Raw genomic sequence first — 18,361 nt, forward strand, 5'->3', positions numbered from 1 at the left:
CCGGGCGCCGCCGTTCGGCGTCTCCCGGGCCGGTGTGCGCGCTCCGCCGGGCCGCTTCCGATTCCGTCGTGAACCCCCCGAGCGGGGTCTCCCGCGCTTGGGCCGACGCGCCGCGGGCGGCGGGAGGGTTCGCCGTCTCCTGCGGAGTGGGCGAACGGCGCAGAGCGCGTTTCGGCGCAGTTTTCATGACATCGGCGTGCCATGCGGCCTGGGGTCGGGCCGAAAAAATCGGGCAGGAGATTAATCGAACACCAGTTTGAGGTTGCGTCGCGCCCGCAGTTCGGTATGTTGATCTTGATACACATGTTCGACAGAGCACGGGGGAACTGGTGGCGACATCCGTCGCGGCCGCGCTGGCCGCTGAGCTCGGTCTGCGCACGGCCGCAGAGTTGCACCCGGCAGCCGGGGCGCGCACCGCTGACGCGCCGCGGCCCGCCGAGGCGGGCCCGGCGGCCGAAGCGCGCGCCGCCGCGCTCGTCGGTGCGGCCCGCTCGGAGGTGCTCCCGCCGCCGAAGGCCATCCTGCCCGTCACCCCCGACATTTCCGCCCTCCTGCCCTACGGCGGACTCGCAACCGTGACCGCAATCACCGCCTCGGCCCGAGGAGCCACCTCGCTGCTGTGGCGGCTGCTGGCCGGGCCCAGCCGGGCCGGGGCGTGGTGCGCGCTGGTCGGGATGCCGCGCGTCTACCCGCTCGCCGCGACCGCCGCCGGGGTCGACCTCGGGCGGGTGGCCCTGGTCGACCCGGGGCCGCGCATCGCCGAGGCGGCCGGGGCACTGGCCGAGGGCGTCGCCGCGATCGTCGTCCCCAGCGAGGCCCTGAGCCCCGCGCAGGCGCGGCGCCTGGCCGCCCGCGCCCGCGGCAGCGGCACCTCCATCGTGTGGTGGGAGACGCGGCCCGTGGCCGGCGCCGACGCCCGGCTCCAGGTGGCCCGCGCCCACTGGAAGGGCCTGCGCGAGAACGCCGGCCGCCGCTGGGGCGCCGGGCGGCTCGACGCCTGCGAACTCGAGGTCGCCGCCCGCTGGCGCTCCGGCGGCGTCCGGCGGGCCTCGATCTGGCCGTACGGCGGCAGGCCCGGGGAACCACTCCCCGATCCCCGCGGCCGTGCCGCTGAACCGCACGCCGAGCCGCGCGACAGGGCCGGGCACCGCACCGTCGTGAACCTGCGCTCCCGCGCCGCCGAACCGTCGAGCGGCGAACGGCCTGCCCAACACCTCACCGAGGCGGGCGACCCGGCCGAGTGCCGCACGGACGACCGGCCCGCCGACGGCACCGCGGGCCCGCAAGACGGCGCCACCGCGGTCGTGGACCTGCGCACCCGCGCCGCCGAACCGCACCGTCCCGAAGGCGCCGCGGAGGCGCGCGGCGTGTTCCGCCCCGCCGCGCGCGTCGGTGGAGGTGAGCGGCGATGACCCGGGTCGGCCGGCCCCCGAGCCGGGTCCTGGTCATGCGCCTCGTCGACTGGGACGGCGAGGACGCCGCCGCGTTCGAACCGGTCCTGGAGGCCCTCGACCGGCTCACCCCGTACGTCGAGGTCCTCGAACCGGGCTGCGCGGCCGTACCGCTGCGCGCCGGGGCCGGTGACGAGGCGGTGTTCTGCGAGCGGCTCATCGACACCGTCGCCGGTCTGGTCGACCAGGACTGCCTCACCGGGGTCGCCGACGGCCTGCTGGCGGCCGTCCTGGCTGCCCGCGACGGCCGGATCGTCCCCGCCGGCGGCGACGCCACGTTCCTCGCCGGATGCGACATCACCGACCTCCAGGTCACCGGCCTGGTCGATCCCGAGACGTGCGAGACCCTGCGGCACCTGGGCATCGACACGCTCGGGAAGTTCCGGGAGCTGCCGCCGCAAGCCGTGGCCGAGCGGTTCGGCGCGCCCGTGCGGCGGGCCCAGCTGCTCGCCGCGGGCCGGTTCTCCCGCCCGCTCGTGCCCCGCCCGGCCGCGCCGGAACTCGCGGTCACCGAGACTCCCGAGACGCCCTACGAGACCGTCGAACACGCCGTCTTCGCCGCCCGGCCCCTCGCCGAACGGCTCCTGCGCGTCCTCGACGAACGCAACCTCGCGTGCACCCGCATCACCGTCACCGCCCGCACCGGCAGCGGCCTGGAGCGGCGCCGGACCTGGCAGATCGACCCCGCGATCACTGCGGCCGACCTCGCCCGCCGCGTCCGCTGGCAGCTCGAGGGCTGGCTCGCCGCCGGGCCGCTCACCAGTGCCGTGGACGGGCAGCCCGGCGGTGACGAGGCCGCGAACGCCGTCACCTCCCTCGAACTCGCCCCCGGCGGCCTCGTCGGCCTCGTCGAGGCCGGGCGCGGATTGTGGGGCACGAAGACCGCCGCCGCCGTCAAGGCCGAGGCCGCCCTGCGGCACGCCCAGAGCCTGTTCGGCCCCGAAGCCGTCCGCATCGCCGGCCCCGCCGACGGCCGCGACCTCGACGAGCGGTACGCCAGCGCCGCCTGGGAGGTCGAGCCGGCCCCGCCGCCGCCGTCGGGGCCGTGGCCGGGCGGGCTGCCCGACCCGCTGCCGCAGCTGACCGGGACCGGGCAGGACGTCGAGGTCCTCGACGCGGCCGGCGCGCCCGTGGCGGTCTCGGCCCGCGGCGACCTCTCCGCGACGCCGGCACTGGTCGCATTGGGCGGCAAGCGGATCAGGATCGCGGCGTGGGCGGGCCCGTGGCCGGTGACCGAGCGGTGGTGGAGCGCGGGCGCCCGCCGGTACGCGCGGCTCCAGGTGGAGCTGACCGACGGGAGCTTCGCGCTGCTGGCCCGCGAGGACGGCCGGTGGAAGGCGGTGGGCTGGTATGACTGACTACGCCGAGCTGCACTGCCACTCGCACTACTCGTTCGCCGACGGCGCGGACGCCCCCGCGGCCCTGGCCGCCGAGGCGGTGCGGCTGGGCTTGAGCGGGCTCGCGATCACCGACCACGACGGCCTCTACGCCGTCTCCCAGTTCGCCACCGCCGCAAGGAACATCGGCCTCCCCACGGTCTTCGGGGCCGAGCTCGGCATTGAACTCCCGCGGGCCCGGCGGGGCCAGGCCGACCCGGCCGGACGGCACCTGGTCGTCCTCGCCCGCGACGCGCACGGGTACCGGGGCCTCTCGCGCGCCCTCACCGAGGCCAAACTCGAAGGCGGCGAGAAGGACCTGCCCCGGTACCGCCTCGAACGGCTCGCCGAGCACGCGGACGGCCGCTGGCAGGTCCTCACCGGCTGCCGCAAGGGACCGCTGAACGCGGCGCTCGACGCGGACGGGCCCGCCGCGGCCGAGCGGAAGCTGCGGGAGCTGACCGACCTGTTCGGCGCCGAACGCGTCGCGGTCGAGCTGACCTGCCACGACCTGCCCGGGGACACCGAGCGGATGGAGGCGCTCGCGGCGGTCGCCCACCGGTGCCGCGTCCCGGTGGTGGCGACGAACAACGTCCACTACGCGTCCCCGGCCCGGGCGAAGGCGGCCGCGGCGCTGGCGGCGATCCGGGCGCGGACGACACTGGACCAGGCCGACCCGTACCTGCCGGCGAACGCGGGCGCGCACCTGCGCAGCGGCGCGGAGATGGCGCTGCGGTTCGCGGACTTCCCCGAGGCGGTCGAGCGTTCGGCGGCGATCGCCGCCGAGTGCGCCTTCGACCTGCAGCACCTGGCCCCGCGGCTGCCGCACTTCCCGGTCCCCGACGGCCACGACGACGTCTCGTACCTCAGGGAGCTGACCGAGCGGGGCGCCGAGGAACGCTACCCGGGCCGGCCCGCGAAGGCGTGGGAGCAGCTCGAGCACGAGCTGCAGGTGATCAAGCGGCTGGGGTTCAGCGGGTACTTCCTCATCGTCGCCGACATCGTCGACTTCTGCCGCCGGAGCGGCATCTTCTGCCAGGGAAGGGGGTCGGCGGCCAACAGCGCGGTCTGCTACGCCCTCGGAGTCACCAATGTGGACCCGGTCGAGTTCGGGCTGCTGTTCGAGCGGTTCCTCTCCGACGACCGGGACGGCCCGCCGGACATCGACATCGACATCGAGTCGGGCCGCCGGGAGGAGGTCATCCAGTATGTCTACAACCGGTACGGCAGGGACCGCGCGGCGCTGGTGGCCAACGTGGTCACGTACCGGCCGCGTTCGGCGGTCCGCGACGCGGCCAAGGCGCTCGGCTACAGCCACGACCAGGCGGTGGCGTGGTCGAAGCGGCTGCACCGCTGGGGCGGCATCGACCCCGATGAGGCCGAGGGCATCCCGGCGGAGGTCCAGGCGCTCGCCGGCGAGCTGCGGGATCTGCCGCAGCACCTGGGCATCCACCCGGGCGGCATGGTGCTCACCGAGGAGCCGGTCAGCCAGATCGTGCCGGTGGAGCCGGCGCGGATGGAGGACCGGACGGTCCTCCAGTGGGACAAGGAGGACTGCGCCGACGCCGGGCTCGTCAAGTTCGACCTGCTGGGCCTGGGGATGCTGGAGGCGCTGCACCGGATGGTGGACCTGGTGGCGGACTTCCATGGGACGCGGGTGGACCTGGCGCACCTCCCGCCCGATGACGGCGACGTCTTCGCGATGCTCCAGCGCGCCGACACCGTCGGCGTGTTCCAGGTCGAGTCCCGCGCGCAGATGGCGACGCTGCCCCGGTTGAAGCCCAGGGAGTTCCGCGACCTGGTGGCGGAGGTGGCGCTGATCCGCCCCGGCCCGATCCAGGGCGGCGCGGTCCACCCGTACCTGCGCCGCCGCAACGGCGAGCCGTGGCGCGACAAGGTGCCCGAGCTCCTGCACCCGGCGCTGGAGAAGACGTACGGGGTGCCGCTGTTCCAGGAGCAGCTCATGCAGATCGCGATCGTGGCCGCGGGGTTCAACGGCGGGGAGGCCGACCGGCTGCGGAGGGCCATGGGCGCCAAGCGGTCGGCCGAGCGCATGGAGGAGCTGAAGGCCCGGCTGTACGCGGGGATGAAGGAGAAGGGCATCGCCGGCGCGCAGGCCGACCAGATCTACGAGCAGCTCAAGTCGTTCGCGGACTTCGGGTTCCCCGAGTCGCACGCGGCGTCGTTCGCGCACCTGGTGTGGTCCTCGGCGTGGCTCAAGTGCCACTACCCGGCGGCGTTCTACGCGGGGCTGCTCGCGAGCCAGCCGATGGGGTTCTACTCCCCCGCGTCGCTGATCGCCGACGCCCAGCGGCACGGCCTGGCCGTCCTCGCCCCGGATGTGAACGCCAGCAAGGAGACCGCCTCGCTCATCCCCGCCGACCGCCCGTGCGAGCCGCCGCTGCACGGGGTGGCGGACCTGTGGCTGGGCCTCGACAGCGTCAAGGGTCTCGGGGAGGCCGCGGGGAAGCGCATCGTCGCCGCCCGCGAGGCCGGCGGGCCGTTCACGTCCATGGCCGACCTGGCCCGCCGCGCCGGCCTCGACCAGGCCCGGCTCGAGAAGCTCGCCGTCGCCGGGGCCCTCGGAAGCCTCGAACCCGACCGCCGCCGGGCGCTGTGGACGGCCGGCACCGTCGACGAGCGCCCCGGCACGATCCCCGGCACCGGCCCCGCCGCGCCGCCGCCCACGCTCCCGGGCATGAGCGCGGCCGAACTCGCCCGCGCCGACTACACCGGCCTGGGCCTGTCGGTCGAGACGCATCCGATGGAACTGGTCCGCGACCTCCTCGACGCCGACGGGGTCCTCCCCGCCCGGCGCCTCCCGTTCGTGCCTGACGGCGAACGCGTCGAGGTCGCCGGGATCGTGACCCACCGCCAGCGCCCGTCCACCGCCAAGGGCGCGACGTTCCTGAGCCTGGAGGACGAGACCGGCATCGCGAACGTCGTCTGCTCCGAGGGGCTGTGGAAGCGCTGGCGGACCGTGGCCTCGGTCGCGAAGGCGATGCGGGTCAAGGGAACCGTGGAGAAGGCCGTCGACGCGGCTTCGGACACGATGCCGATGATCGTGGCGTACAAGCTCATCCAACTGGACTTGAACAGCCCGGCGGCCCCGTCCCGCGACTTCCGCTGACGCCGCCGGCCGACCGGCGGCGTCAGGTCAGACCGGGGGCGTTCATGATCTGGGTCTGCTCCATGGCTTTGACGTACTTCGGGTCCTGCATGCGCCGGGCCATCTGCGCGGGGTCGACTTCCTCGACTCGTTCCTGGAGCCAATAGAGGTTGCCGAGCGGGTCTTGTACTCGTGCTATGCGGTCGCCCCACGCCTGGACGTCGGTGACCGGGGTGACCACGGCCGCTCCGGCGCCGACGGCGCGCTGGAGTGCCGCCTCGGCGTCGGCGACGTAGAGGCGCAGCATCGCCGGCGTGCTGGTCGCGAAGGGCGAGTCGAACATCATGACGATGGAGGTGCCGATACGGACCTCCGCGTGTCCGATCGACCCGGGAGCGGCACCCGGGACGCGACCGAGTTCCTCGGCGCCGAACGCGGCCTTGAGAAAGTCGATCAGCGCCGCGGTGTCCTCGGAGAGGATCCAAGGGGTGACCGTGCCGTAGCCGTCGGGGATCGTGTCAGGTCGGGTGGTCATGGCGGTCGCTCCTCCATCGGCGTGCATTGTCCCGCCAGTATATCAGAACGGAATCATATGTTCCAATCTTTGGCGACTGGCGCGGCCGGCGGTTCAGCGGAGCGGATCGGCGAGCACTTCTTTCAGCGTGCGGCGCTGGACGCCTTCAGGGTCGGTCCCGGAGACGCCCGCGATCATGATGAGGGCCTTCCACAGGGTCCAGGCCCGGGCGCGCGCCCAGGTGGCGTCGTCGAGGCCGGCCGCTTCGCGGAAGACGCGGCGTTCGGCGCCGGTGAAGTAGCCCCAGGCGATCTGGAGGTCGCAGGCGGGGTCGCCGATGCCGCAGGTCCCGAAGTCGATGAGCGCCGAGAGCCGGCCGTCCGCGGCGAGGAGGTTTCCGACGGCGATGTCGCCGTGGAACCACACCGGCGGGCCCTGCCACACCGTGCGCATCCCTTCGGCCCAGACCGCTTCGCACGCGGCGGTGTCCACGGTGCCGCCCAGGCGCTCGAGGGCGCGCTGGACCTCGTGGCCGTAGGCGCTGGGGTGGCAGCCGCGGTAGAACGAGTGATGCCCGGCGACCGGGCCCTCCCCGGCGGGGGCCGCGCGCAGCGCCGTCAGGACGGCCCCGAGGTCGCGCGCCAGCCGGAACCGGTCCAGGTCGGGACTGTCCTGGACGGTGGTGCCGTCGAGCCAGCGCCGGATCGACCACGGGTGCGGGTAGTCCTCGCCAGGGCGACCGGTGGCGACCGGTTCGGGTACCGGCACAGGCAGGTGCCGGGCGAGGACGGGCAGCACCCGGTCCTCCTTCGCGACGGCCAGTGCGTACGTCGGACCGGTGGGCATGCGGACCGTGAGCCCGCCCCCGAGCCGGAACGTCCGGTTGTCCCAGCCTTGGCGCTCGACCGGGGTCACGGGCAGTCCGGCCCAGTGCGGGAACTGCTCGGCGACGAGGGCGCGGGCGAGGTCGGCGGTGGGTTCAACCATGCGGGGTCTCCGTCGTCGGGGGCCGGTGTCCGGGCGTGAGTCTAGAACGGTGACCGTGGTCGGGTCGATTGGTTTGCGGTGCGACCGCCGGTCGTCCGGCGGTCGCACCGCGTGGTGCTCAGGTCGGCCACGGGAAGCCGAGCGCGTCGGCGCGGAGCGCGTCCGGTGCCGCGCGGGGCCGGGTCTGCGACGGGCTCAGCCGGTGGCGATGCGCATGTAGTCGCTGCCGAACGCATCGTCCACTTCGGAGGGGTCGAGGCCGTAGCCGAGCAGGGAGTGCTCGTGTCGGCGCACGCCGTCGCGGCCGCCGCCCTGGCCGGTGCGGGTCAGGTGCTCCTCGAGGCGCGCCTCGTCGTCGGGGCCCCACGGCAGGTCGAGCTGCCGGAACAGGTCGGGCACGGCGGTGTGGGGCGACCCGGTCAGGCGGTGGTACTTGACGTCGATGAACCGGCCCGGCCGGCCCGAGGCGGCCCGGACCCTGCGGCACTCCTCCATGCCGTCGGCGAGTTCGCGCAGCCAGAACCGCCCGATCTCCTTGGGGTCGACCGCGCCGCGCTTGAGGTGGATGCTGTAGAGGCTCTCCACCATCGAGCACAGCGAGGACATGACCGTGTTCGGGTCGCGGTGGGTCAGGACGATCTGCGCGTCGGGGAACACCCGCAGGATCGAGTCGAGGTTGAAGATGTTCCCGGGGTGCTTGAGGACCCACCGGCGGTGCGGCCGCCCGGCCTGGAGGACCTGGAGCGCGTCGCGCACGAACCGGAAGTCGGTGTCGCGGTCGTACGACTGGCGGTACCAGTCGAGGTAGCCCGGGAGCGGGGCGACCGTGGTGTGGAAGGTGGCGTGGAACTTCAGCCAGTAGTCCTCTTCGGGCCATTCGGCGTTCGTGGGGTGGATGGTGGTCCACGACTTCGACAGCAGCAGCGTCATGTCCAGGCGCTTCTGGGTCTGGCGGATGCGGCGCTCGCGCTCCTCGGGGGTGGGTTCGAGCCCGAGGTAGTACATCTCCCACAGGTACGGGGCCCGTGCGGCGTCCGAGCCGGCGATGATGTGCTGCGTCAGCGTGGTCGCCGTTCGCGGCAGGCCGAGGACGAAGATCGGGCGCTCGATCACCTCGTCGCGGACCTGCGGGTGCTGCGCCTGGAGGCGGCGGACGGTGAGGAGGTTCGCGATCCGGGCGGCGACCATGTCCTTGGCCGAGCGCCAGCCCACCCCGGACAGGGCCGGCGTCGCGGCCCAGCAGTGGAGGAGGAACCGCAGGCTCTCCATGATCTCGGCGTCCGCCTCGGACAGGACGAGGCCGGTGGTGTCGGTCTCCTTGCGGGCTTTGGCGGTCATCTTGTCGAAGAGCGCGTCGACGTTGCGGGTGCCGCCCGACTCGGACCGGCGCCGGCCTTCCATGAGGACGTTGAGGACGCCCAGCATCGGTGTGGTGCGCTGCAAGAGAGGTCTCCTTACGAGGTGGCCGACGGGAGGGACGCGCCGTCCGGCCGATCTGACACGAACGGTGACGGATCATCCGCTTTCTCGGTGCGCCACACGATACGCCGCCCGCTCGGGACCCCCGCTCGGAGGCCCTGGAGCGCAAGGGGAACCGGGCCCGGCCGCTGTGCGGCCGGGCCCGGTTCTCGATCGCTCGATCAGTGCGCGAGGGCCGGTGCCGCGCCTTCGGTAGCGGGCTTGCGGACGAAGAACGCCGCGGCCACGGCGATGACGGCCATGCCGGTGCCCCACAGGAACGCGGTGTGGATGCCGTCGGCGGTCGCGGTGACCGCGTCGGCGCCGGTCTCCAGGCTCGCGGTCGCGCCGGTGGTCATCAGCGTGATGAACACGGCGGTGCCCACGGCGCCGGCGAACTGCTGGAGGGTGGAGAGGACGGCGCTGCCGTGCGAGTACAGGTCCATCTTCAGCGACCCGAGCGACGAGGTCATGAGCGGCGTCATGAGCAGGCTCAGGCTCAGGCTCATGACGACGTGGATGACGACGACGAACCAGACCGGGCTCGACTCGCTCAGCAGGGTCAGCCCCCCGAGCGCGCCGAGGAGCCCGAACGAGCCGGGGATCACCAGCGGGCGCGGACCGAACCGGTCGTAGAGGCGGCCGATCGTCGGGCCGGTCAGGCCCATCGCGAGTCCGCCGGGGAGGACCACCAGGCCGGTCTGGAACGTCGAGAGCTCCAGGACGTCCTGCAGGTACATCGGCAGCAGGATGAGCGACCCGAACAGGGCCGCCATCGAGACCAGCAGCATGACGATGCCGACGGTGAACGTGCGGCTGAGGAACACCCGCAGGTCCATCAGGGCCGAGTCGGTGCGCTGGAGCAGGAGCTGGCGGTACACGAACAGCGCCAGGGAGACCGCCCCCGCGGTGATCGCCATCCACGGTTCGACGAACGGCTCGTGCCCGGCGGCGGCTTCGCCGAGGGAGCTGAGGCCGTAGATGAGGCCGCCGAAGGCGACCGCGGACAGCAGCGCGGAGAGCAGGTCGAACTTGACCGGGCGGGGCTCGCCGAGGTTCTGGATCTTGAAGGCGCCCAGGACCAGGCCGAGGACGGCGATGGGCAGCACCGACAGGAACATCCACTGCCAGGGCAGGTTCTCGAGGATGAACCCGGAGAAGGTGGGGCCGATCGCCGGCGCGACGGCGATGACGATGGTGATGAAGCCGATGGTGCGCCCGCGCCGGTCGGCGGGGACGAAGGTCATCACGGTGGTCATGAGCAGCGGCAGCATCACGGCGGTGCCGCTGGCCTGGATCACGCGCGCGGCGACGAGGACGCCGAACACCGGGGCCGCCGCGGCGAGGACCGTGCCGGCGGTGAACAGGGTCATCGCGGCGATGAACACGGTCCGGGTGGTGAAGCGCTGGAGGATGAGCCCGGTCATGGGGATCACGACCGCCATGGTGAGCATGAAGGCGGTGGTGAGCCACTGGACGGTGGAGGCGGTCAGCGTGAACTGCTCCATCAGCTCCGGGAGTGCGACGCCCATGATGGTCTCGTTGAGGATCATCACGAACGCCGCCACCAGCAGCACGCCGAGCACGAGTTTGATCTGGGCCGGGACGCCCGTCTCCGCGGCGGGTTCGACCGTCTCAGGGGGTCCGGCCGCTTCGGGTGTGTCGGCCGGTCGCTGGTCAACGCTCATGGGGTTCCTTCAGGTGTGGTGGCCTTGCCGGTGCGGTCGGGTCCGCGCTGCGGTGACGACGCGGACGCACCGGAAGTGTCAGTGGCTGTCAATCATTGCAGTTGCTACCATCCGGTGCATGGCCGCCGGTGGGAGTCTGCGAGAAGTGTCACGTCGGGCCGTGCAGTCGCGCATTGCACGGACCGCCGAGTCGCTGTTCGTGGCCAAGGGATTCGAGGAGACGACCGTCGACGAGATCGCCGCGGCGGTCGGCATGTCGCAGCGGAGCTTCTTCAGGTACTTCTCCTCGAAGGACGAGGTCGTGCTCGACAGCCTGGAGCGGCTGGGAGAGGACCTCGCGGCGCGGCTGGCGTCGCGCCCGCCCGGCGAGCCCGAGTGGGACTCCCTGCGGCGCGCGTTCGACCCGGTGGTGGAGCGCTTCGGCGACCCAGTATTGCGCAGCCACGACGCCGCGATCCAGCGAATTATCGACGGCAGCCCGCGCCTGCTCGCCTCGTACCTGTGCCGGCTCGAGCGCCTCCAGCGGGTGCTGACCGAGGCGCTCATGGAACGGGCCGGCGACGGCGCCGACGCGGTAGTGCTGCGCGCCATGGTCGGCGGGGCCTTCGCGTGCCTGCACGCCTCGGCGTTCCCGACGATCGAGGACCCTGAGGCGTTCGGCCCGTGCCTGGACCGGACCATGGCGGCGCTCAGGCCGGTCGCCGCGCGCTGACGTTTGCGCCGAATGCCCGGTGCCGGGCCCCCGCGCGGTGGAAGATCCACGGTGACGGGAGGGGCGCGGCATGGGCGAGCGGACGGGACCGGCGGCCGGGAAGACGGCGCCGGCAGGCGGGTACGCGCGCCTGCTCCTGCTCGCCGGCCTCGTCGGCGTCCCGGTGTCCGTGGCGGCGTTCGCGTTCCTGGCCCTGCTGCACTGGATGACCGCGTTCGTGTGGGAGGACCTGCCCGCCGACCTGGGCCTCGACCCGCTGCCGTGGTGGTGGCCGGCGCCGTGGCTGCTGGCCGCCGGGATCATCGTGGGCGCGGCCGCCGCGCGGCTGCCGGGCGGCGGCGGACACCGGCCGCTCGAGGGCCTGTCGGTCGAACCGGCGCCGCCCTCCTACCTGCCCGGTGTGCTGCTCGCGGCACTCGGCGGCCTGCCGCTCGGCGCCGTGCTCGGCCCCGAGGCGCCGCTCCTGGCCGTCGGCGGCGCGACCGCGCTGCTGCTGGCGCGGCGCCGGGGTCCCCGGCACGGGACGCCCGAAGCGGCCGTCCTCGGCGTCGCCGGCTCGGCCGCGGCCATCGCGGTGGTCTTCGGCGGCCCCCTCATCGCGGCCGTGTTCGTCCTCGAGGCCGTCGCCTCCTCGGGAGCGAAGCCGACCCGCGTGGTCCTGCCGTGCCTGCTGTCGGCGGGCGTGGGCGCGCTCGTGTTCACCGGCCTCGGCGACTGGACGGGGCTGCCGGTGTCGTCGCTGCACCTCCCCGGGCTCGAACCCGCGGCCCTGCACCTGGCCGACCTGCTGTGGACCGTCCCCGCGGCCGCCGCGATCGCCTTGGGCGTCAAGCAGATCCATGCGCTCGGGCACCGGCTCGTCCCACTCGCCGAGCGCCGCCCGACAGCCCTCGCCGTCGCCGCGGGCCTCGTCACCGCGGTGTGCGCCGGCGCGTACGCGCTGGCGACGGGCCGATCCCCCGTCGAAGTCGTCCTCTCCGGGCAGGACTCGCTCGCGCGGCTCAGCACCGACCCGGCCGGATTCGGCGCGGGCGCGCTCATCGCACTGATCGCGTGCAAGGGCGTCGCGTACGCGATGTCGCTGGCGGCGCTGCGCGGCGGGCCGATCTTCCCCGGCCTGTTCCTCGGCGCCGCCGCCGGCGTGCTGCTCGGCGCCCTGCCCGGGTTCGGGAGCGTCCCCGCGCTGGCGGTCGGAATGGCCGCGGCGACCGCCGCGATCCTGCCCCTGCCGGTCTCGGCGGCGGTGCTCGTGACGCTGCTGCTGGGCGCCGACGCGGCGCCGATGGCGCCGGTCGTGCTCATCGCGGTCGTGGTCGCGTTCGCGACCGGGCAGGTCCTCGAACGGCCGCGGACCGCGGAGGCGGCGGCATGAACCGGCCGAGGATGCCCGCGCCGGCGAGGTACGCGATCGCCTGCGCCGCGCTCGCCGTCGCGTACGCGGTCGTGCCGATCCGCGATGCCGGCGCGGTGTCGCTGGTCGTCCGCTGGGTCGCCACGGCCGCCATGCTGGTGGTGCTCGCGGTCGCCATCCGCTGGCAGGCGGTGCGGCAGCTGCGCGACCCGCGCGCGCCGCTGGGCGCGCTCATCGTCGGCATCGTCGCCGGGGTCCTGCTGTTCGCGCTCGTCGACTTCGCCCTCGCCGTGCACCGGCCCGGCGAGTTCACGGGCCTGGAGACCCGCGTCGACGGCCTGTACTTCGCGATGAGCACGCTGCTGACCGTCGGCTTCGGCGACGTGCACGCGCAAGGCCAGGTCGCTCGGGCGGTCCTGTGCGTCCAGATGGCGTTCAACATCACCGCGATCACCGGCTCGGCGTCGCTGGTCGCCCGCAAGCTCACCTTGCGCGCCCGCCTCCCGGGACGCGGCCGCGGCGGCGGTCAGCCGGGCCGGTAGCCGCGCCCGGGGTCGTCGCGATGACCGCGGGTCCGCCGAGCGTTCAAGGCCCGTCGAGCAGCGCCGCGTACAGCGTCAGGCCGGGGCCGAAGGCGAGCATGACGATCGGGCCGTCGGGCGGGCCGGTGCGGAGGATCTCGTCGAGGACCAGGAGCACGGTCGCGGAGGAGCAGTTGCCGTGGTCGGCCAGGACCCGCCGGGACGGATCGAGTGCGGTGGGGCCGAGGTCGAGGCCCTCGGCGACGGCGTCGAGGACGCGGGGACCGCCGGGGTGCACCGCCCAGGCGGCCACTTCGGAGCGGTCGAGGCCGTGCCGGGCGAGCAGGTCCTTCACCAGGGGGCCGACGTGCTCGGCGAGCGCGTCGGGGACCTCCGGCGACAGGCCCATGCGGAAGCCGAGATCGGTGACGCGCCAGGTCATGTGGCCGCGGCGGGCGGTGTCGGTGCGGGCGGCGACGTCGACCACGCGCAGGCGCGGGCGCTCGGCGTCGGGACGGAGCACGACCGCTGCGGCGGCGTCGCTAAACAGCGCGTGCACCACGGCCTGGTCGATGTCGCGGGTGCCGGGCTGGACGTGGAGCGAGGTGAGTTCGACGCAGAGGAGGACCGCGGGACGCCGGTGGCCGGCGACGTAGTCGGCGACCGCGCCGAGGGCCGGGATCGCGGCGTGGCATCCCATGTGGCCCACCAGGAGCCGCCGGGCGTCGGCGCGCAGCGGGAGCGCCTCGGCGAGGTCGATGTCGGTGCCCGGGGTCCCGTAGCCGGTGCAGGTGGCGACGGCGAGGAGCCCGATCTCGTCGGGCGCGGTGCCGGCGGCGGCGAGGGCCTGGCGGACGGCGCGCAGGCCGAGGGCGGGGGCGCGCTCGGCGTACCGGCGCATCCGCTCCTCTGTGGACCACTCGGCGGCGACGGCGAGTTCGTACGGCGGAGTCGAGGAGTGCCGGCGCTCGACCCCGGCGGTGTCGAACATGCGCCCGGCGATGCGGCTGCCGCCGAAGTGGTTGCGGAAGACGTCGTCCCACAGCCGCTGCTGCTCGTACTGCGGCGGCAGGGCGGTGCCGATCCCGGCGACGCGGGCGCTCACCACCGCGGGACCGCCGTGTCGCGGTCGGGGTCGCCGCCGAGGGCGGCCGCGCCGAGCCAGTCGGCGCAGACGTCCGATGTGGCCGGTTGAAGGGCGCCGCAGCGGGCGTCCCGGTAGAGCCGTTCGAGCGGGTGGCCGCGCCGCGAGGCCGAGGTCCCGGCCGCTTCGAGGAGCGAGGAGGCGACCTGGAACGCGGTGTCGCCGGCGATGAGCTTGGCGCGCCACACCCACCGGTTGGTCGTGTCGTCGCCGGGGTCGGCGTCGATGCGCCGCGCGGCTTCGGCGACCACGAGTTCGGCCGCGGCGACGGCGGCCTCGGCGCGGCCGATCCGGGCCCGGACCGGCGCGAGGGCGTCGAGGCCGCGGCCCCTGACGTGGTCGGCGGCGGCGTCGACGGCCGCGTGCGCGACCCCGGTGTAGACCGCGGCGTAGGAGGCCACGAGCCATTGCGGCATCGCCTCGGCGAGCAGCAGCGCGAGCCCTTCGACGCCGCCGAGGAGCGCTTCGGGGCCGACCTCGACGTCGAAGTGGACGTCGTGGCTGCCGGTGGCGCGCATGCCGAGCGAGTCCCAGGTCTCCTCGACGCGGATGCCGTCCCCGGCGGGGACGAGGAAGTGCGAGACCAGCGGCTCCTCGGAGTCGGCGTCGCGGGCGGTCACCAGGTAGGCGTCCACGTGGCCCGAGCCGGACACGAACGCCTTGGCGCCGGTGATGCGGAAGCCGTCCCCTGAGCGGCGGTAGGAGGTCGTGGTCCGCGAGAGCCGGGAGCCGCCGCCGCGCTCGCTCATGGCGACCCCGTAGAGCGCGCCGCCGGCGGCAGCTTCGAGGGCCTTGTCCCTGGCGGCGAAGAAGCTCTCGGGTGCGCCGAGCGCGCGCACCAGGTGCTCGGGGGTCTGGGCGAGCGCCCCGGTCACCGAGGCGTGCATGTTGAAGATGAGGGCCGTCGAGCCCGCGCCGCGCGCCAGGGCCGCCGCGACGGCCGCGTACTCGGCGAAGGAGGCGCCGAACCCGCCCAGGCGGGCGGGGACCATGAGCCCGGTCAGTCCGGCCTCGCGCAGCTCCGCGAAGTCGGCTTCGGGGAACCGGCCCCGTTCGTCATGCTCCGCAGCGCGATCGGCGAACCGCGGCGCCAGTTCGCGCGCCAGCGCGAGGGCTTCGCCGCCTCTGGACTCGGTCGGTGCTGGCATGGGCGCTCACTCCTCGGGTCGGCGGACGCGGCCGCGCGCGGGGCGCGCCGGCCGTCCGACCGCTGTGCCCCGGCGGCGGGATGCCGAAACCGGTTGGAGCGGCCCGGTCGGCCTGGGACGCACTGGTTCGCAGGGCGGCCCTCAGCCGGCGGGCACCCCAGTATGGAGGAGCAGGGCGACGTCGACAAGGGCCACGAGCAGCACGGCGTGGAACGCCGCCCGCGAGCCGGGGCGGCGCCCGAGGGCGAGGCCGGCGGCGAGGACGGCCGCGGCGAACGGGACGGCGGCGAGGACCAGCGGCGAAGGCGGACCGGGCGGGCCGAACGCGAGCAGTGCGGAGGCGGTGAGCACGAGGGCCGCGGCGAGGAAGCGGGTGGGTGCGGCGCCGAGGCGGTGCGGGAGGCCGCGGACGCCGGTGGCGGCGTCCGCGTCGAGGTCGGGGAGCACGTTCACGAAGTGGGCGCCGGAGCCGAGTGCGGCCGCGGCCGCCGTCAGCCACAGCGGCGGCCACGGGGAGCCGGGTTCGCCGAGGGAGACGATCGCGGGGAGGAGTCCGAAGGAGAAGGCGAAGGGCAGCACGGAGAAGGGCGTGGACTTGACGCCCAGGTCGTAGGCCCAGGCGGAGATGAGGGCGGCGAGGTGCGCGAGGGTGGCGGGGACGCCGGTGGCGAGGGTGAGGAGGACGGCGGCGGGGGCGCTGACGGCGACGGCGGCGCTGACGACGGCGGGGTGGAGTTCCCCCGAGGCGATGGGCTTTCCGGCCCGTTCGGCCTGGGCGTCGCGGGGGGCGTCGACGAGGTCGTTGAGCCAGCCGACCGAGAGCTGTCCCATGAGGACGGCGGCGGCGACGGCGACGATCCCGGGAATCGAGCGGCCGGTGGAGACGGCGAGGCCGGCGGTGACGAGGGTGACGGCGAGGGCCGGAAGCGGATGGGACGCTTGGATGAGCGACCTGCACATCGCCGCGGCCGGCCTTGCGAGGGTCAGCATGGGCCTCAGTGTGCCACTCTGGCCGTATGCGACGCCAGAGCCGAAGACCCGCCCCGGACGGCAGTGCCGCTGCGACGCGCGGTGTCATTCCGAACGATCCTGCCCTGTACGACCGGCTCGCCGGCGAGTGGTGGCGGCCGCGGGGCGTGTTCGCGGTGCTGCACTGGCTGGCCGCGGCCCGCGGCGCGATGGTCCCGGACGCGGAGCGGCCCGGCGCGGTGCTGGTGGACCTCGGCTGCGGGGCGGGGCTGCTGGCGCCGCACCTGGAGGGCAAGGGCTACACGCACATCGGGGTGGACCTGTCGCTCGAGTCGCTGCGGCGGGCCCGGTTGCACGGGGTCCTGGCGGTGCGCGGGGACGTGCTCGCGGTGCCGCTGGCGGACGGGTGCGCGGACGTGGTGGTGGCCGGGGAGATCCTGGAGCACGTGCCGGACCTGCCGCGCGCGGTCGCGGAGGCGTGCCGGCTGCTGCGTCCGGGCGGCCTGCTGGTGGTCGACACGCTGGCGGCCACGGCGCTGTGCCGGTTCCTGGCGATCACGGTGGCCGAACGCGTTCCGCGGATCGCGATGCGCGGCGTCCACGACCCGGCGCTGCTGGTGGACCGCGGCGTGCTCGTGGAGGAGTGCGCCCGGCACGGAGTGGCCCTGGAGCTCAAGGGCATCCGTCCGTCCATGGTGGATGCGGCGCTGTGGGCGCTCAAGCGCCGGGCGACGGTGCGGATGGTGCCGGTGGCGACGACGGCCGTCCTGTTCCAGGCGCGGGGCCGCAGGCGCGGCTGAGGCCGCGCCCTCGAAGGGCGCGGCCTCGGCGACGTCGAGCGGCCCGCTAGTGGGCCGTGCTGCGGTGGCTCCGCGAGGCGATGGCCTCGGCGACACCGATGAGCAGCACCGATGCGATCACCGCGACCACGAAGCCGAGGACGTTCAGCTCCCAGATGTCGCCGGTGCCGAGCAGGTTCGCGATGGTCCCGCCGATCACTGATCCGACGAGTCCGAGGAGCAGGGTGGCGAGGATGCCGAGCGACTGCTTACCGGGCTTGATCAGGCGCGCCAGCGCGCCGATGATGAGTCCGGCGACGATGAAACCGATCATGTTGGAACCTCCAGGTTCGTTGCGTTGGGAATGGCAGGTGGCGGTGCGTCAGCGCCGGGCGCTCCGGGCGAACGCGGCTCCGAGGCCGATCATGCCGACGGCCAGGATCAGGTGGAGCCAGTTGTCGGCGTCGTTGACCGGCACGAAGTTCGCGCTCGAGTCGAGGTCGATGAGCAGCCCGTACAGCCACAGCACGAAGTAGATCGCGCCGCCGACGATGAGATAGGTGACCGATCCGCTCACGGACCGGGCCATCAGGAAGCCGACGACCCCGAACAGCAGGTGGACGAGGTTGTGGAGCACCGACACCTCGAAGATGCCGAAGAGCTCGGCCGACGAGTGGTGGCCGGCGAATGTCATGGAGTCGTAGTCGGTGGTGATCCCCGGGACGAACCCGAGCAGGCCCACCAGTACGAACACCAGGGCGACGAACATCGTCGCTTTCTGCACCGGCGCACGTCCCCGTGGCGTCGCCCCCGCGTGTGCATGTGACATCTCTGCCTCCCTTTTCGATGGGCTGAGGTGTCTGGTGTGTACCCGCTGAAGCCGGTTTCACACTGGCGGACCGCTTGATGCGGCCCGGTTCAAGCGCTGGGCGCGGCGGCGTTTGGCGACGCGCAGCACGTACCGCACGAGCGCCATGCCGATCGCGATTCCGATGTTCCTCAGAATCCAGGTCATCATGCGCTTTCCTCCCCTCGGTGCACCCGGGTACCCGGGTGCGCCCAGAAGAATGCGCGACGGCACCGTGTCCTGGTTCAAGGTGAAGCCGACGTCCCGGGGCTTGTCGATGCCGGGGTCCGGGTTCGAGCCCTCGGGT

At 73.9% G+C, this 18,361-nt stretch carries 17 protein-coding genes; 7 read left to right on the forward strand and 10 right to left on the reverse strand.

Annotated features, from left to right (window positions below; all coding sequences use genetic code 11):
- Positions 1–329: 329 nt before the first annotated feature.
- From GFD30_RS00590 to GFD30_RS00600, 3 genes are read left to right on the forward strand one after another with little or no spacing between them, the layout of a single operon-like run.
- A complete protein-coding gene (locus GFD30_RS00590) occupies positions 330–1,412 on the forward strand; it encodes a hypothetical protein (protein ID WP_153023278.1) in 1,083 nt (360 codons plus the stop codon).
- Positions 1,409–2,809, forward strand: coding sequence for a DNA polymerase Y family protein (locus tag GFD30_RS00595; RefSeq protein WP_153023279.1), 1,401 nt, complete (start codon positions 1,409–1,411; stop codon positions 2,807–2,809). Before GFD30_RS00590 ends, GFD30_RS00595 begins: the two co-directional genes overlap by 4 nt.
- Positions 2,802–5,957: an error-prone DNA polymerase gene (locus tag GFD30_RS00600; protein WP_153023280.1), complete on the forward strand. Its 3,156-nt coding sequence runs from the start codon at positions 2,802–2,804 to the stop codon at positions 5,955–5,957. Before GFD30_RS00595 ends, GFD30_RS00600 begins: the two co-directional genes overlap by 8 nt.
- A gap of 22 nt (positions 5,958–5,979) precedes the next feature.
- Here GFD30_RS00600 and GFD30_RS00605 read toward each other — a convergent pair whose 3' ends face one another.
- The 4 genes from GFD30_RS00605 to GFD30_RS00620 form a co-directional block, all read right to left on the reverse strand.
- A complete protein-coding gene (locus tag GFD30_RS00605) occupies positions 5,980–6,471 on the reverse strand; it encodes a VOC family protein (RefSeq protein ID WP_153023281.1) in 492 nt (163 codons plus the stop codon).
- A 93-nt stretch (positions 6,472–6,564) separates the two neighbouring features.
- Positions 6,565–7,437 carry an aminoglycoside phosphotransferase family protein gene (locus GFD30_RS00610; RefSeq protein WP_153023282.1) on the reverse strand — a complete coding sequence of 291 codons (873 nt, stop codon included), beginning with the start codon at positions 7,435–7,437 and terminating at the stop codon, positions 6,565–6,567.
- Positions 7,438–7,632: 195 nt separating this feature from the next.
- Positions 7,633–8,880, reverse strand: a complete 1,248-nt coding sequence (locus tag GFD30_RS00615) for a sulfotransferase family protein (RefSeq protein WP_153023283.1) — start codon at positions 8,878–8,880, stop codon at positions 7,633–7,635.
- A gap of 197 nt (positions 8,881–9,077) precedes the next feature.
- Positions 9,078–10,583: an MDR family MFS transporter gene (locus tag GFD30_RS00620; protein WP_153023284.1), complete on the reverse strand. Its 1,506-nt coding sequence runs from the start codon at positions 10,581–10,583 to the stop codon at positions 9,078–9,080.
- Between the two features lie 160 nt (positions 10,584–10,743).
- On the opposite strand from GFD30_RS00620, the gene GFD30_RS26110 reads away from it, so the two are divergent.
- The 3 genes from GFD30_RS26110 (at position 10,744) to GFD30_RS00635 (ending at position 13,188) form a co-directional block, all read left to right on the forward strand.
- Positions 10,744–11,295, forward strand: coding sequence for a TetR/AcrR family transcriptional regulator (locus tag GFD30_RS26110; RefSeq protein WP_194201799.1), 552 nt, complete (start codon positions 10,744–10,746; stop codon positions 11,293–11,295).
- Positions 11,296–11,365: 70 nt separating this feature from the next.
- Positions 11,366–12,667 (forward strand): chloride channel protein, encoded by a 1,302-nt coding sequence (locus GFD30_RS00630; RefSeq protein WP_153023286.1) that lies wholly within the window; start codon positions 11,366–11,368, stop codon positions 12,665–12,667.
- Complete coding sequence (locus GFD30_RS00635; RefSeq protein WP_153023287.1) at positions 12,664–13,188, forward strand: potassium channel family protein; 525 nt, start codon at positions 12,664–12,666, stop codon at positions 13,186–13,188. The genes GFD30_RS00630 and GFD30_RS00635 overlap by 4 nt, the downstream gene beginning before the upstream one ends.
- Before the next feature lie 43 nt (positions 13,189–13,231).
- Here the strand turns inward: GFD30_RS00635 and GFD30_RS00640 are convergent, their stop codons facing one another.
- The 3 genes from GFD30_RS00640 to GFD30_RS00650 form a co-directional block, all read right to left on the reverse strand.
- Positions 13,232–14,272 (reverse strand): type III polyketide synthase, encoded by a 1,041-nt coding sequence (locus GFD30_RS00640; RefSeq protein ID WP_322632789.1) that lies wholly within the window; start codon positions 14,270–14,272, stop codon positions 13,232–13,234.
- Positions 14,269–15,459, reverse strand: a complete 1,191-nt coding sequence (locus GFD30_RS26560) for an acyl-CoA dehydrogenase family protein (protein WP_153023289.1) — start codon at positions 15,457–15,459, stop codon at positions 14,269–14,271. The genes GFD30_RS00640 and GFD30_RS26560 overlap by 4 nt, the downstream gene beginning before the upstream one ends.
- A gap of 141 nt (positions 15,460–15,600) precedes the next feature.
- A complete protein-coding gene (locus GFD30_RS00650; RefSeq protein WP_227995694.1) occupies positions 15,601–16,449 on the reverse strand; it encodes a UbiA family prenyltransferase in 849 nt (282 codons plus the stop codon).
- 26 nt (positions 16,450–16,475) lie between these two features.
- Between GFD30_RS00650 and GFD30_RS00655 the strand changes: the two genes are divergently transcribed.
- Positions 16,476–17,228 (forward strand): methyltransferase domain-containing protein, encoded by a 753-nt coding sequence (locus tag GFD30_RS00655; protein WP_153023290.1) that lies wholly within the window; start codon positions 16,476–16,478, stop codon positions 17,226–17,228.
- 46 nt (positions 17,229–17,274) lie between these two features.
- On the opposite strand, the gene GFD30_RS00660 is transcribed toward GFD30_RS00655, so the two are convergent.
- Genes GFD30_RS00660 through GFD30_RS27420 form a run of 3 tightly spaced genes read right to left on the reverse strand, consistent with a single transcriptional unit; the run spans position 17,275 to position 18,225 of the window.
- Positions 17,275–17,541: a GlsB/YeaQ/YmgE family stress response membrane protein gene (locus GFD30_RS00660; protein WP_153023291.1), complete on the reverse strand. Its 267-nt coding sequence runs from the start codon at positions 17,539–17,541 to the stop codon at positions 17,275–17,277.
- Positions 17,542–17,589: 48 nt separating this feature from the next.
- Complete coding sequence (locus GFD30_RS00665; protein ID WP_153023292.1) at positions 17,590–18,036, reverse strand: DUF4383 domain-containing protein; 447 nt, start codon at positions 18,034–18,036, stop codon at positions 17,590–17,592.
- Positions 18,037–18,093: 57 nt separating this feature from the next.
- Positions 18,094–18,225, reverse strand: a complete 132-nt coding sequence (locus tag GFD30_RS27420) for a hypothetical protein (protein ID WP_265575377.1) — start codon at positions 18,223–18,225, stop codon at positions 18,094–18,096.
- Positions 18,226–18,361 lie beyond the last annotated feature (136 nt).

This window comes from Glycomyces albidus (assembly GCF_009451885.1).
GTDB lineage: Bacteria > Actinomycetota > Actinomycetes > Mycobacteriales > Micromonosporaceae > Glycomyces > Glycomyces albidus.